The following is a 14,356-nucleotide window of genomic DNA, read 5'->3' as shown; positions in this document are numbered from 1 at the left end:
GCACCCCCGCCACCGTCACGTCGCGGGCTGTGGACGCCCGGCCGGAACGGCGAGGGGGTGTGGACGACCGGTCACCGGCGAGCCGAGGCGAGCCGGCGGCCGGCCTCGCGCAGCACGTCGTCCCGCTTGCAGAAGGCGAACCGGATCAGGGTGCGGGCCGCGTCCTGGTCGTCGTGGAAGACCGACACGGGCACCCCGACGACGCCCGCCACCTCCGGCAGGCGCCGGGCGAACTCGAGCCCGTCGACCGCGCCGAGCGGCGCCGCGTCCGCGACGACGAAGTAGGTGCCGGCGGGCCGTGAGACGGCCAGGCCCGCGGTCTCGAGCGCGTCGCACAGCAGGTCGCGGCCACGCTCGAGCGAGTCGGAGATGCCGGCATACACGTCGTCGCCGAGGCCGAGCGCCAGGGCGACAGCCGGCTGGAACGGGCCGGAGCCGACGAACGTGAGGAACTGCTTGACGGTGCGGGCGGCAGCGACGGCCTCGGCCGGGCCCGAGAGCCACCCCACCTTCCAGCCCGTGGCCGAGAACGTCTTGCCTGCCGAGGAGATGGTGATGGTCCGGTCGAACATGCCGGGGAGGGTCGCGACAGGCACGTGCTCGGCGCCGTCGAAGACGAGGTGCTCGTACACCTCGTCGGTCACGACCCACGCGTCGTGCTCGCGGGCGAGCGAGGCCACGAGCTCGAGCTCGGCCCGGGTGAAGACCTTGCCCGTCGGGTTGTGCGGTGTGTTGAGCAGCACGAGCCGGGTGCGCGGCGAGAAGGCGGCCCGCAGCGATGCCTCGTCGACGGCGAAGTCGGGGAAGCGCAGCACGGACGTGCGGCGGGTCGCACCGGCGAGGGCGATCGTGGCGGCATACGAGTCGTAGTAGGGCTCGAAGGTGACCACCTCGTCGCCCGGCTCGCAGAGCGCGAGCACGACGGAGGCGATCGCCTCCGTCGCCCCGACGGTCACGAGCACCTGCGAGGAGGGGTCGAGGTCCAGACCGTAGAAGCGTCGCTGGTGGCCGGCGACAGCCTCGAGCAGCTCGGGCACGCCCGGACCGGGAGGGTACTGGTTGCGCCCGGCGTCGATGGCGGCCTTGGCGGCGTCGAGCATCGCCGCGGGACCGTCGGTGTCGGGGAAGCCCTGGCCGAGGTTGATGCTGCCGGTGCGCGCCGCGAGCGCGGACATCTCGGCGAAGATGGTCGTGCCGAAGCCGCTCATCCGGGGCACGAGCACCGGCCGTCGGGGACCGTGGGCCGTGACGCCCTGCTCGGCCACCCCGTCAGGCCGTGGCCGCTGCGCCGCGACCGACCGGGCCGTCGTCGACGATCACGTGGATCGTGTCGTGGGCCTCGAGGTGGAGCGGCGTGCCGGCGATGTGGTTGTCACCGGCGAGATTTCCCTTGGCGAAGATCCAGACGGCCTCGACGTCGATGTCGACGGCGTCGATGACGCCGTAGACGTAGCGGTGGTTGTCGACGTCGTCGAACGCGAACCGTGCCCCGACGTGGCTCGCGTTCAGGTCCATGGCCCGGACCTCAGTCCCGTGCGTCGCAAGTTTCATCTCCATGGCCAGAACGTACTCGTGCGCCAGCCCCACGCCTACGTGCCACGGCCCGCAATGTTGCGAAATCTGCGTGTTCTTTCGCCCCGTGGGCCGCCTCCTCGGGCGCAGAATGAAGTCGTCGGCCCCGATCGACGAGGAGCGCCGCTCCTCCCGGTCGGGACGGTCGGACAGAAAGGGGTCCCGGCATGACCGACGTGATCCACCCGCTGGACGAGCGGGCCCGCGCCCTCGACGCGATGTCGATCCGCGAGCTCATCGCCGAGCTGGCGCTGCTCCAGGAGCGCATCGATCGTGACGCTGCCGCTGGCGGCTACCGTCCCGTGCCCGGTCAGGTGCACCGACGGGCCGAGCTCGAGCGGCGCGAGCGCCAGGTCGTGCGCGAGCTCGACCGTCGCTACGCCGCCAACCACGAGCATCTGACGCCCGGCTGAGGACGCGTCGGGTCACGCCCTCACACCGAGGCTCCGGACGCGTAGACCCGCGACTCCCAGGGTGCGAGCTCGAGCCCCCGCCGGTCCGGGTGGGTCGGCAGCAGGACGTCCACGTCCTCGTCCGCCACCAGTGCCCGCAGCGCCTGCAGCGCGGTGAGGTCGCCCTCGCTCGAGGGCTCGGCGTCACCCGCGAGCGAGCACGGCTGCGACGAGCAGTTCGCGACGACGAGCAGCTGCCGGCCACCGTGCGTGCGCCGGATCACCCAGAGCTGCTCGTGGTCGGGCAGCAGTAGCTCGAAGTCACCCTCGGACACCACCGGCTCGGTGTGCCGCAGCGCGATGAGGTCGCGGTAGTGGGCGAGCACGGATGCCGGGTCGGACTGCGCCGCGGCCACGTTGATCGACGTGTGGTTCGGGTTCACCGCGAGCCACGGCTCCCCGGTCGTGAAACCGGCGTGCGGCGAGTCGTCCCACTGCATGGGGGTCCGGGCGTTGTCGCGGCTCTTGACCGAGAGCGACCGGAGGATGCCCTCGGCCGACGCGCCCAGCTCGAGCGCTGCGGCGTGGTGGTTGACCGACTCGATGTCGCGGTACTGCTCGATCTGCGCGAACCCGGCGTTCGTCATGCCGAGCTCCTCGCCCTGGTAGACGAAGGGCGTGCCGCGGTGGAGGTGGAGCACCGTCGCCAGCGTCTTGGCGGAGCTGACGCGGTGCTCCGGGCCGTCGTCGCCGAAGCGCGACACGGCCCGGGGCTGGTCGTGGTTGTTCCAGTAGAGCGAGTTCCAGCCCACGTCGGCGAGACCGAGCTGCCACGACTCGAGGTTGCGCTTGAGGACGGGCAACGGGAGGTCGGCGAGGTCCCACTTCGTGCCGCCCGGGACGACGTCGAGGTCGACGTGCTCGAAGGTGAAGACCATGTTCAGCTCGTCGCGAGCGGGATCGGTGACGCGCCGGGCGACCTCGATCGTCGAGCCCGGCATCTCGCCGACGGTGAGCAGGTGCTGCTCGCCCAGCCCGACCGCCGCGTGCATCTCGGCGAGGAACTCGTCGAGGCGCGGGCCGTTGGCCGAGCCGGGGAACGCCGAGCCGTAGGGCGCGCCCGGCGCCACCGGACCGTCGGGCAGCGTCACGTCCTTGGAGATGAAGTTGATGACGTCCATGCGGAAGCCGTCGACGCCCCGCTCGACCCACCAGCGCATCATCGCGTAGACGGCCTGGCGCACCTCCGGGTTCTCCCAGTTGAGGTCGGGCTGCTTGGGGGAGAAGAGGTGCAGGTAGTACTCGCCGCTCGTCTCGTCGAGGTGCCAGGCCGGCCCGGAGAAGGCCGCGCCCCAGTTGTTCGGCTCGGCGCCGGGGGTGCCCGCCTCGTGGCCGGGCCGCGCGGGCCGCCACCAGTACCAGTCGCGCTTCGGCGAACGCGGGTCGCGCGACTCGACGAACCACGGGTGCTCGTCCGAGGTGTGGTTGACGACGAGGTCCATGACGAGCCGGATGCCGCGGTCGTGGCAGGCCGCGACGAGTGCGTCGAGGTCGGCGAGGGTGCCAAACGAGGGATCGACGTCCTGGTAGTCGCTGATGTCGTAGCCGTTGTCGTCCATGGGGGAGCGGTAGACCGGTGACAGCCAGAGCACGTCGATGCCGAGGTCCGCGAGGTGGTCGAGGCGCGCGGTGATGCCGGGGATGTCGCCGACCCCGTCACCGTCGCTGTCGGAGAAGCTGCGCGGGTAGACCTGGTAGACGACCGCGGTGCGCCACCAGTCCGGCTCGCGCAGATTCGGACCGGCGGCGAGGGCAGCGTCAGGAGCGGCGGTAGAGGAGCTCATGCCCCTGATCCTCGCAGGGTCAGCAGCCGGTGACGCGGTAGAGCGTGTAGTCCCCGTCGGTCGCGACCCGCTCGACCCCGGAGACGTCCGCGAGGCCGGTGAGGCCCGAGGACCGCTCGGGGTAGTCGAGCCAGTAGACGTGCGTGGAGTCGATGGCCCACCGCACGTCGTGTCGGGCCAGGGCAGCACACACGTCCGGCCGGTTCTCCATGTCGTCGAAGCCCGTGCCGATGACGATCTCGTCACCCGTGGTCGGGATGGGGATCGAGCGGTAGAGCGTGTTCGTGCCGAAGAGCGCGAACATCAGTGGGGAGCCGTTCTCGGGTCGGCCGACGACGCCCTCCCCGGCGGGGATGCGGGCGGCGAGGCGGCGGAGCGAGTCCTGCGCCTCGAACGAGAGGATGACCTTGCGGGCCTCGCCCGGGTGGAAGAACCCGTCGAGCACCCGGAACCGGGTGACGCCGTCGAGCCCGAGCGTGAGGGCCGGGATGGCCAGCACGGCGACGGCGCCCGCGACGAGGGGCCGCGAGCGCAGCGGGGGGATGCGCCTCAGCAGCTCGCGCAGGGCGGGGGCCGAGGCGGCGACGAGCACGACGCCCGGCACGGCCGCGAGCGAGGCGAGCCGGACCTTGTCGTTGTACCAGTAGCCCGTCACGAGCGAGGTCCACGCCGAGCTCGACGACGCCGCCATGACGTAGAGCACGACGCAGGCGACCCACATCGCGACGACGGGCAGTGCCGCACGTGCGCGCCGGACGATCCAGCAGGTGCCGAGGAGGAGCAGCACGAGCAGGCCCCAGAGGACGGCGGAGATCTGCAGCCGGCCACCGACGACCTCGACGAGCGCGGTCCACAGCGGCACCCGCCCGTCCCACTCGTAGGACTGCGTCGAGGCGAGTCGCGCCGAGACGAGCGGAGCGGCGACGAGGCCAGCCACCCCGACCACGGCGACGGCGCCGAGGTCGCGGGCCACCCGCCACCAGGCCAGGTGCCCGAGCAGCCCCGCTCGCAGCCGCGCCGCGACGAACCAGACGAGCGCGAAGAGCACGAGCGCCACGAGGGCGTTGGGCTGGATGAGGGCGAGGCCCGGCATGGCCGCGGCGAACCCGAGCCACTGCCCGATCCGCCTCGACCGGGCGGCCTGCAGCATGAGCGCGAGCGCCCCGGGCGTCAGGGCGGTCGCCATGAGGTTGGGCCAGAGCACGCCCCAGCCGAGGAGCATCGTCGGGAAGGCGATGAAGGCGGCGGAGGCCAGCCCGGCCGCATACGTGACGAGGCGGGAGGTGCCCAGCGCGTGGCGCACGAGGGCCACGCACCCGAGCGGCCACGCGACGGCCGCCAGCACGAGCGTCGCGACGTTGGTGCCCGGCAGCACGTCGGCGACGCCGGGGAGCAGGCTCGTCGCGATCCAGGCGTGGAACCCGTTGGGGTAGAAGGTGGGGTTGGCGATGGAGAAGTTGCCGGTGTCGAGGAAGAGCCGGATCCGGTCGAGGTGGTAGACGGCGTCGGGGCTGTCGACGAGCTCGTCGGGCCGGCCGATGGCGGGCACGATCGTCGCCAGCGCGAGCAGCACGCCGATGGCGACCGCGACGACGGCGTCGGGTCGTGGTCGCCCGAGGAGGCGACGGGTCGGGCCGAGGTCGGTGTCGTGGCGTCCGACCCGGCGACCCACGAGGCGCATCGCGAGCAGCGCCACCGCCGCCGCGACGACCGTCGAGACCAGCAGCGGCAGCAGCCCCCACCGGATGCCGACCCGCTGGGCGAGCGTCGCGCAGACGGCGACGACCCCCACCGACACGGCCGGCGAGACGGCGAGCGCCTCGAGGCCCCGCGTGCCCAGCGCACGCACGACCAGCCAGCCCGGCAGGAAGAGCACCACGGTGAGGACGACGAAGGCCGGGATCGTCTCCACCCAGTGCGCCATGCGGGTCATTCTGTCTGCTCGGGCCGATTTCTCCACAACCCGGTGGAGGACCTACGATGGTCTGCGGTCACGTGTGCTCGTCGCACGGGACCGAAATTCGCGCGTCTTCTGCCGGTCCACCGGACCGGGTCGCACCACGGCAGTCCCCACCGCGTGCGGTGGGGCGGGGTGCGTCAGGCGCCAGGAGTGGGCGTATGCCGACCGCGGGCCCGTGCGTGCACGGGACCGACGCCAGGCGGGCCGCCCGCGACAACTGACAACACGACACTAGGGAGAACACGGCATGGCCGTCGTCACCATGCGCCAGCTCCTCGAGAGCGGCGTCCACTTCGGGCACCAGACCCGTCGCTGGAACCCCAAGATGAAGCGCTTCATCATGACCGAGCGCAACGGCATCTACATCATCGACCTGCAGCAGTCGCTGACGTACATCAACAACGCCTACGAGTTCGTCAAGGAGACCGTCGCCCACGGCGGCAGCATCCTCTTCGTCGGCACGAAGAAGCAGGCCCAGGAGCCCATCGCCGAGCAGGCGACGCGCGTCGGCATGCCGTACGTCAACCACCGCTGGCTCGGTGGCATGCTCACCAACTTCCAGACGATCTCCAAGCGCCTCACGCGCCTCAAGGAGCTCGAGGAGCTGAACTTCGACGACGTGGCCGGTTCGGGCTACACGAAGAAGGAGATGCTCATCTTCAAGCGCGAGAAGGACAAGCTCGACAAGACCCTCGGCGGCATCCGCACGATGTCGAAGGTCCCGTCGGCCGTCTGGATCGTCGACACGAAGAAGGAGCACCTCGCGGTCGACGAGGCGCGCAAGCTCGGGCTGCCCGTCATCGCGATCCTCGACACGAACTGCGACCCCGACGAGGTCGACTACAAGATCCCCGGCAACGACGACGCGATCCGCTCCGTCACGCTGCTGACCCGGGTCATCGCCGACGCCGTCGCCGACGGTCTCGTCCAGCGCTCGTCCGGCAAGTCCGGCGCCGACGCGCAGGCCGAGGAGCCGCTGGCCGAGTGGGAGCGCGAGCTCTACGCGGACGCCGCTGCCGCCGACGCCGCTGCCGCCGCTCCGGCCGCCGAGGGTGAGGCTGCCCCGGCCGCCGACGCTGCCCCGGCCGCTGAGGCCGAGGTTGCCGCCGAGGCCCCCGCCGAGGCCGCCCCGGCCGGTGCCGAGCAGGCCTGAGGCCGCACGGCCCCAGCCACTTCGAGTCACACACATCTGACGAAAAGAGCGATACAGAGCATGGCGAACTACACCGCCGCTGACATCAAGGCGCTTCGCGAGCAGACCGGCGCCGGCATGATGGACGTCAAGAAGGCGCTCGACGAGGCCGACGGCGACCGCGCCAAGGCCGTCGAGGTGCTGCGCGTCAAGGGCCTCAAGGGCGTCACGAAGCGTGAGGGCCGCTCGGCCTCCAACGGTCTCGTGACGGCCCAGGCCGGCGACGGCGTCGGCACCCTCGTCGAGGTCAACTGCGAGACCGACTTCGTGGCGAAGGGCGAGAAGTTCATCGCCCTCGCCGACCAGGTCCTCGCCCAGGCCGTGGCCTCCGCCGCGACCGACGCGGACTCGCTCCTCGCGAGCACGCTCGAGGACGGCAAGTCCGTCAAGGAGCTGCTCGACGAGGCCAACGCCACGATCGGCGAGAAGATCGAGGTCCGCCGCGTGGCGCGCCTCGAGGGCGACAAGGTCGTCTCCTACCTCCACAAGACGAGCCCCGACCTGCCCGCGCAGATCGGTGTCCTCGTCGCGCTCGAGGGTGGCGACGAGACCGTGGGCCGCGACGTCGCGATGCACATCGCCGCGTTCAGCCCCACCGTGCTGACGCGCGACGAGGTCGCCGCCGAGACGGTCGAGAACGAGCGTCGCGTCGCCGAGGCCACGGCCAAGGAGGAGGGCAAGCCGGAGGCCGCCCTCTCGCGCATCGTCGAGGGTCGCGTCAACGGCTACTTCAAGGAGAACGTCCTGCTCGAGCAGCCGTTCGCCAAGGAGCCGAAGAAGACCGTCGCGAAGGTCCTCGAGGAGGGCGGCGCCACGGCGAAGTCCTTCGCGCGCTTCCGCGTCGGCCAGTGAGGTCCTGACCCCACTCGCACCGCACCACTCGTCGCGCCGCACCGGCGCACCGACGAGGACCGATGCCGGTCGCCCCTCGGGGCGGCCGGCATCGTCGCGTCCACCCCGCCAGCCGGAGGAGTCCCCATGACCGCCGAACCGATCACCCTCGACGGTCCGCTCACGGTGTCGATCACCCGGAGGGTCGCGCCCGAGGACGAGCTGCTCATGCAGGCGTGGGTGCACGCCGGCACGTCGATGGCCGAGCGATTCGACGGCTTCCTCGGTGCCGGCTGGGTGCGTTCGGGCACCGAGAACTGGCACATGCTCTACCGCTTCGCCTCGAGGGCGACCCTGGACGCGTGGGAGCGGTCGCCCGAGCGGCAGCGGTGGCTGCGCTCGGCGGCCGACCTCGTCGAGCACCGCCGCACGGAGTACCGCACCGGCATCGAGGGCTGGTTCGACGAGCCGGCGTCGGCGTCGGTGCACGAGACCGGGGAAGGAGCGCCCGCGGCGCCGCCCCGGTGGAAGCAGGCCTCGGTCATCTGGATCGCGTTCTTCCCGACGAGCCTCGCGCTGGCCTACCTGCTGGCGCCCCTGACCGAGGGCTGGCCCGTCGTGCTCCGGGTGCTGGCCACCACCCTCCTCGCCACCCCGTGGATGACCTACGTCCTCCTGCCCTTCGTCACGCGCCTCTTCGGCCGCTGGCTCGCCCGCACCTGACCGCGTCCGACCGCGTCTGACGAGCGGGCAGCCTTGCGGCACAGCCGATCTGTCTCGCACGTCACAGCCCGGCTGTCTGCTCGCTCACAGCGCGATGCATACCCGCAGGGGTACCTTCGGAGCATGACCACCACCATGAGGTCACTCGTGGTCCTGGGAGCGGGCACGGCCGGCACCATGGTCGTGAACAAGCTGCGGCACCGGCTCCCCACCGACGAGTGGCGGATCACCGTCGTCGACAAGGACGACACGCACGACTACCAACCGGGCTACCTCTTCCTGCCGTTCGGGCTCATCGCGCCCGAGCAGGTGAGGCGCAGCAGGCACGCCCTCCTCGCCGACGGGGTCGAGCTCGTCCTCGGCGACGTCGACCTCGTCGACACCGCCGCCGCCGAGGTCCACCTCGCGGACGGCCGCAGGCTCGGCTACGACCAGCTCGTCATCGCCTCGGGCACCACGCCGCGGCCGGACCAGACGCCCGGCATGCTCGGGCCCGAATGGCACCGGAGCGTCGGCGAGTTCTACACGTACGACGGAGCGCTCGCGCTGCGCGACCAGCTGGCCGGCCTCTCGGGCGGGCGCCTCGTCGTGCACGTCACCGAGATGCCGATCAAGTGCCCCGTCGCGCCCCTCGAGTTCACCTTCCTCGCCGACGACTTCCTGCGCCGCCGGGGCCTGCGCGAGCAGGTCGAGATCGTCTTCGTGACGCCCCTCGACGGTGCCTTCACCAAGCCCGTCGCGAGCCGCGAACTGGGGCACCTGCTGGCCGACAAGGGCATCACCGTCGAGACGGACTTCCTCGTCGAGCACGTCGACCAGGAGCGTCGCGTCCTCGTCTCCTACGACGAGCGCGAGATCCCCTACGACCAGCTCGTGACCGTGCCGCTCAACATGGGGGCCGACTTCGTGGCCCGGTCCGGCCTCGGCGACGAGCTGAACTACGTGCCCGTCGACAAGCACACCCTGCAGTCCACGGAGCACCCGTCCGTCTTCGTGCTCGGCGACGCGAGCAACATCCCGACGTCGAAGGCGGGCTCGGTCGCGCACTTCGCGGTGGAGGTCTTCGTCGACAACTTCCTCGAGCACGTCGCCGGGCGCCCCATGACGCACTCCTTCGACGGGCACGCGAACTGCTTCGTGGAGTCCGGCGGCGGCAAGGCGATGCTCCTCGACTTCAACTACGACACCGAACCGCTGACCGGGACGTTCCCGCTGCCGCGCGTCGGCCCGATGACCCTGCTCAAGGAGTCCCGGGCCAACCACCTCGGCAAGCTCGCGTTCCGGCACGTCTACTGGAACCTCCTGCTCCCCGGACGACCTCTCGGCCTGCCCGCGCACATGTCGATGGCGGGGAAGGTCCCCGCCGCCTGAGCCCGCAGCTCTCGGAAAGGAGCGACACCATGCCCATCACGACGATCGCCGGCCGTGCCGTCGACGTGAACGACGAGGGCTTCCTCACCAGACCCGAGCAGTGGTCCGACGACCTCGGACGCGAGCTCGGCCGCCTCATCGGCATCGAGCTGACCGACGAGCACTGGAGGCTCGTCCACTTCCTGCGCGACGACTTCACCCGCCAGGGGGAGACGGCGACGCTGCGCCGGGTCAGCACCCAGACCGGCACCCCGGTCAAGTCCCTCTTCACCCTGTTCCCCGGCAAGCCGGCCAAGAAGATGGCCTACGTCGCCGGCCTGCCCAAGCCGAAGGGATGTGTGTGATGACCACTCAGTCCACCCTCACCGAGCCGCTGGTGCCCTCGTTCGACGCGCCCGCCGAGCAGGGCCGCCGGCTCGCGATCATCTGCAGCAAGGGCAACCTCGACATGGCCTACCCCGGCCTCATCCTCGCCAACGCGGCGTTGGGCGAGGGCATCGAGACGCACCTGTTCTTCACCTTCTGGGGCTTCGACATGATCAACCGCAGGACCGCGGGCGACCTGAAGTTCACGATGCTCGGCAACACCGCCACCCACCTGCCCCAGGGCCTCGGCGGCATCCCGGGCATGACGCACCTCGCGACGTCGCAGATGAAGAAGAGCATCGCCGAGCTCGACGTGCCGGAGGTGCCGGAGTTCCTCGACCAGATCGTGGCCTCGGGCGGGCACCTGTGGGCGTGCCGCATGTCGGCCGACATGCAGCACCTCACCGAGTCGGACCTGCGCGACGACGTCGAGGGGATCATCTCGGCCTCCGACTTCATCGAGCTGACGGAGGGCGCGCAGCTGCTCTTCATCTGACGCGCCGGGAGCGCGACCGGCCGGTCGGGCTCCAGGCAGCCCGACCGGCCTTCACAGGATCTCCACACGTCGCACGCCTGGCGCCCGCGGGCGCGCTCCTAGGCTCGGGGTCATGAACCAGGGGTATGCCGCGCCGTCGCCGAGCGCGACCGCGCCGGCCACGGTGCTCGTCGTCGAGGACGACCCGACGATCAACGGAGCGCTCACCGATCGCCTTGTCGCGGAGGGCTTTCGCGTCGTCCAGGCGTTCGACGGACCCGGCGCCGTGGCGGCGAACTCCGAGCACGCGCCCGACCTCGTCGTCCTCGACCTCATGCTCCCCGGGTTCGACGGGCTCGAGGTGTGCCGCCGCGTCCACGCCGAGCGGCCCGTGCCCGTGCTCATGCTCACCGCCCGCGTCGACGAGACCGACCTGCTCGTCGGGCTCGGCGTCGGCGCCGACGACTACGTGACCAAGCCCTTCCGGATGCGCGAGGTCGTCGCCCGCATCCGGGCCCTGCTGCGCCGTGTCGACCGCGCCCGCGAGCTGGCCGAGGCACGCCCGCCCGTGCTCGCCCTCGGGGACCTCAGCGTCGACCGGGGCGCCCGCCGGGTGGAGGTGGACGGCGAGACCGTGCACCTGACGCCGCTCGAGTTCGACCTGCTCGTCGCGCTGGCGTCCACGCCCGGGGCCGTGCGCGCCCGGGACGAGCTGATGCGCGAGGTGTGGGGCTGGGCCGACGCGGGCGGCACCCGCACGCTCGACAGCCACGTCAAGTCGCTGCGCTCCAAGGTCGGCTCCACGCGCGTGCGCACCGTGCACGGGGTCGGCTACGCGCTGGAGGTCGGGAGCGAGGGGCTCGACCGGACCGACGGCACCGAGGGGGAGCGGTGAACAGCGACCGCCCGCTCGACGGCATCCGGTCGATCAAGGCAAAGCTGGCCCTGCTCGTCGCCGCGAGCATCGTCGCGGCGGCGCTCGTCTCGCAGGTCGGCGACCGGGCCGGCGTGCCCGGGTGGATCACCCTGCCCGTGACCGTCGTCGCCGCCCTCGGTGTCACGCAGTGGCTCGCCCGGGGCATGACCTCCCCGCTGCGCGAGATGACCGCGGCCGCGTCGCGGATGGCGACGGGCGACTACTCCCAGCGCGTCACGGCGACCTCGGCCGACGAGGTCGGGGCCCTGGGCGTCGCCTTCAACACGATGGCCGGCGACCTCGCGGACGCCGACCGGCAACGGCGCCAGCTCGTCGCGACGGTGTCGCACGAGCTGCGCACGCCCCTCGCGGCGCAGCAGGCGCTCCTCGAGAACCTCGTCGACGGGGTCGTGCGTGCCGACGACGCGGTGCTGCGCACCGCCCTGGCCCAGGCGGAGCGCCTCGGCACGCTCGTCGGTGACCTGCTCGACCTCAGCCGGGTCGACGGTGGGCAGGCGCCGCTCGCCCTCGCCCCCGTCGACGTCCGGGCCCTCGTCGAGGACGCCGTCGCCGAGGCCGGGGTGTCACGCCGCGGCACGCGGCACGTCGTGGAGGTGCCTGCCGACCTGCGGGTCAGCGCCGACGCGGCCCGGCTCGCGCAGGTGCTCGCCAACCTGCTCGACAACGCCGACCGGCACAGCCCCCCGGGCGGCACGGTCACGGTGAGCGCCGGCGCCGACGGCCCGGACCGGTGGTGGCTCGTCGTCGCCGACGAGGGCCGCGGCATCCCGGCCGCGCAGGCCGACCGCGTCTTCGACCGCTTCGGCTCCGGCGACGACTCGGGCGGCGGCACCGGGATCGGGCTCGCCATCGCGAGCTGGGTCTGCGAGCTGCACGGCGGCTCGATCAGCGCGGTCCAGCCGCCGGCGGGGGAGCGGGGGGCCCGCATCCGTGCCGTGCTGCCCATCGCGCCCCGACCTGCGCCCCGGACCGGCGCCCCGTCCGACGCGCCGTCCGACGCGCCGTCCGACGCGCCGTCCGACGCGCCGTCCGACGCGCCGTCCGACGCGCACCACACCACCCGTCCGCCTGCCGAGGAGTCACCCGTGCCCGTGCCCGACACCGTGCCTCACACTGTGCCCGCCACCGCGACGCCCTCCACCGCGTCACGCTCGACCGGGTCGCCCGCGACCGTCCCGGTGGGCCGGCCGCAGCCGCTCGTCGACACCCTCTTCGGGGACCTCTGGCCCGAGGCCGGGCTCGCCCCGCAGGTCCGGGTGCTGCTCGTGTGCCTCGGGGTCGGGGTGCTCTCCGCGGTCGTGCTGCCCTACCGCAACCTCGGCCTCGCGTTCTTCGCGGTGCTCGTGCTGGGCGGGTTCGTGCTGTGGCGGGCGAGTCGCTTCCGGCGCTCGCGGTGGGCCGCGGTCAGCAGCGGGCTCTGCGTGGCGCTCGCGGCGCTGTCGGTGCTCCGCGCGGCGGAGTGGCTCGCCGTGCTCGCCGTCGGGGTCGCCACGGTCGTCGCCACCACCGCCCTGACGAACGCGCGGGGCCTGCTCCCCGTCGTCGCCGGCCTCGCCGCGTGGCCGCTGTCGGCCCTGCGCGGGCTCCCGCTCCTCGGGCGCACCATCTCGGCGACGAGCCGCGTCGCGGTCCTGTGGCCGGTCGTGCGCACGGCAGCCGTCTCGCTAGTGGCCCTCGTCGTCTTCGGCGGGCTGTTCGCCTCGGGCGACGCGGTGTTCGGCTCGTGGGCGAGCGCCCTCGTGCCGAGCTTCGCGTGGGACAGCCTCGTCGTGCGCTCGTTCGTCGGCTTCCTCATGGGCGGCGCCCTGCTCGCGGGCTGCTACCTCTCCCTCAACCCGCCGCGCGTCGACCGCGTGGGCCTGCCGGGGGCCCGTCCGGTCGCCCGGGTGTGGGAGTGGGTCGTGCCCGTCGGTCTCGTCGTGGCGCTCTTCGTGGCGTTCGTCGTCGCGCAGGCGGCCGCGCTCTTCGGCGGGCACGCCTACGTCCAGCGCTCGACGGGGCTCACGTATGCCGCCTACGTGCACCAGGGCTTCGGGCAGCTCACGGCCGCCACGGTGCTGACGCTCGCGACGGTGGCGCTCGCCGTCCGCAAGGCCCCGCAGGCGACGGCCCGCGACCGGCTCGTGCTGCGCAGCGTGCTCGGGGCGCTCTGCGCGCTCACCCTCGTCGTCGTCGGTTCGGCGCTGCACCGGATGGACCTCTACCAGCAGGCGTACGGCTTCACCGTGCTGCGCGTGCTCGTCGACGCCGTCGAGCTGTGGCTCGGGCTGCTCGTCGTCCTCGTGCTCGTCGCGGGCATCCGGCTGCGCGGGTCCTGGCTGCCCCGGGCCGCGCTGCTCTCCGCGGCCGTCCTCCTGCTCGCCGGTGGGCTCGCGAACCCGGAGGCCTGGGTGGCGCAGCGCAACCTCGACCGCTACGTCTCGACGGGAGCCGTCGACGCCGCCTACCTCGCCACGCTGGGGCCCGACGCGGCCCCGACGATCGCGAACGGCACGCTGCCCGCGTCGGTCGCCGACTGCATCCTCTCCGCACAGTGGCGGCCCGCCGACGACGACGTGCTCTCCTTCAACCTCGGCCGGAGCCGGGCCGCGGACCTGCCGGGCTGGCGCGCGCCGGGCGGCAGCCCGTCGTGCGAGACGTACTGGACCGCCGACGTGCAGCGCTGACCGCCCCGCCGAGGGCCGCCGCGCCCA

At 72.5% G+C, this 14,356-nt stretch carries 13 protein-coding genes; 9 read left to right on the top strand and 4 right to left on the bottom strand.

Going from position 1 to position 14,356, the window contains the following annotated elements:
• Positions 1-71: 71 nt before the first annotated feature.
• Positions 72-1,208 carry a pyridoxal phosphate-dependent aminotransferase gene (locus tag ABT295_RS05935; RefSeq protein WP_502991131.1) on the bottom strand — a complete coding sequence of 379 codons (1,137 nt, stop codon included), beginning with the start codon at positions 1,206-1,208 and terminating at the stop codon, positions 72-74.
• A gap of 61 nt (positions 1,209-1,269) precedes the next feature.
• Entirely contained in the window at positions 1,270-1,557 is a 288-nt protein-coding gene (locus ABT295_RS05930) for a hypothetical protein (RefSeq protein ID WP_352393477.1), read from the bottom strand.
• A 182-nt stretch (positions 1,558-1,739) separates the two neighbouring features.
• Here ABT295_RS05930 and ABT295_RS05925 point away from each other — a divergent pair, with 182 nt between their 5' ends.
• The gene (locus ABT295_RS05925; protein ID WP_352393476.1) at positions 1,740-1,985 is read left to right on the top strand and encodes a hypothetical protein; all 246 of its coding nucleotides are present in this window, start codon (positions 1,740-1,742) and stop codon (positions 1,983-1,985) included.
• A 20-nt stretch (positions 1,986-2,005) separates the two neighbouring features.
• On the opposite strand, the gene ABT295_RS05920 is transcribed toward ABT295_RS05925, so the two are convergent.
• Positions 2,006-3,808 (bottom strand): glycoside hydrolase family 13 protein, encoded by a 1,803-nt coding sequence (locus ABT295_RS05920; RefSeq protein ID WP_352393475.1) that lies wholly within the window; start codon positions 3,806-3,808, stop codon positions 2,006-2,008.
• Positions 3,809-3,827: 19 nt separating this feature from the next.
• Complete coding sequence (locus ABT295_RS05915; RefSeq protein WP_352393474.1) at positions 3,828-5,732, bottom strand: DUF6541 family protein; 1,905 nt, start codon at positions 5,730-5,732, stop codon at positions 3,828-3,830.
• Between the two features lie 283 nt (positions 5,733-6,015).
• Between ABT295_RS05915 and rpsB the strand changes: the two genes are divergently transcribed.
• The 8 genes from rpsB to ABT295_RS05875 all read left to right on the top strand — a co-directional run bounded on the left by rpsB (position 6,016) and on the right by ABT295_RS05875 (position 14,329).
• Positions 6,016-6,921, top strand: coding sequence for a 30S ribosomal protein S2 (gene rpsB / locus ABT295_RS05910; RefSeq protein WP_352393473.1), 906 nt, complete (start codon positions 6,016-6,018; stop codon positions 6,919-6,921).
• A gap of 60 nt (positions 6,922-6,981) precedes the next feature.
• The gene (gene tsf, locus ABT295_RS05905; protein ID WP_352393472.1) at positions 6,982-7,812 is read left to right on the top strand and encodes a translation elongation factor Ts; all 831 of its coding nucleotides are present in this window, start codon (positions 6,982-6,984) and stop codon (positions 7,810-7,812) included.
• A 126-nt stretch (positions 7,813-7,938) separates the two neighbouring features.
• Positions 7,939-8,514 carry an antibiotic biosynthesis monooxygenase gene (locus ABT295_RS05900; RefSeq protein ID WP_352393471.1) on the top strand — a complete coding sequence of 192 codons (576 nt, stop codon included), beginning with the start codon at positions 7,939-7,941 and terminating at the stop codon, positions 8,512-8,514.
• Between the two features lie 123 nt (positions 8,515-8,637).
• Positions 8,638-9,885: a type III sulfide quinone reductase, selenoprotein subtype gene (gene sqr / locus ABT295_RS05895; protein WP_352393470.1), complete on the top strand. Its 1,248-nt coding sequence runs from the start codon at positions 8,638-8,640 to the stop codon at positions 9,883-9,885.
• A gap of 29 nt (positions 9,886-9,914) precedes the next feature.
• Entirely contained in the window at positions 9,915-10,229 is a 315-nt protein-coding gene (locus tag ABT295_RS05890) for a TusE/DsrC/DsvC family sulfur relay protein (RefSeq protein WP_352393469.1), read from the top strand.
• Complete coding sequence (locus ABT295_RS05885) at positions 10,229-10,747, top strand: DsrE/DsrF/DrsH-like family protein (protein ID WP_352393468.1); 519 nt, start codon at positions 10,229-10,231, stop codon at positions 10,745-10,747. The genes ABT295_RS05890 and ABT295_RS05885 overlap by 1 nt, the downstream gene beginning before the upstream one ends.
• A gap of 112 nt (positions 10,748-10,859) precedes the next feature.
• Entirely contained in the window at positions 10,860-11,621 is a 762-nt protein-coding gene (locus ABT295_RS05880; RefSeq protein WP_352393467.1) for a response regulator, read from the top strand.
• Complete coding sequence (locus ABT295_RS05875; RefSeq protein ID WP_352393466.1) at positions 11,618-14,329, top strand: DUF4153 domain-containing protein; 2,712 nt, start codon at positions 11,618-11,620, stop codon at positions 14,327-14,329. Before ABT295_RS05880 ends, ABT295_RS05875 begins: the two co-directional genes overlap by 4 nt.
• Positions 14,330-14,356 lie beyond the last annotated feature (27 nt).

The sequence above is a fragment of the Terrabacter sp. NPDC000476 genome (assembly GCF_040300125.1).
In the GTDB taxonomy this organism is placed as follows: Bacteria; Actinomycetota; Actinomycetes; order Actinomycetales; family Dermatophilaceae; genus Terrabacter.
This window is presented reverse-complemented; position numbering and strand designations above follow the sequence as displayed.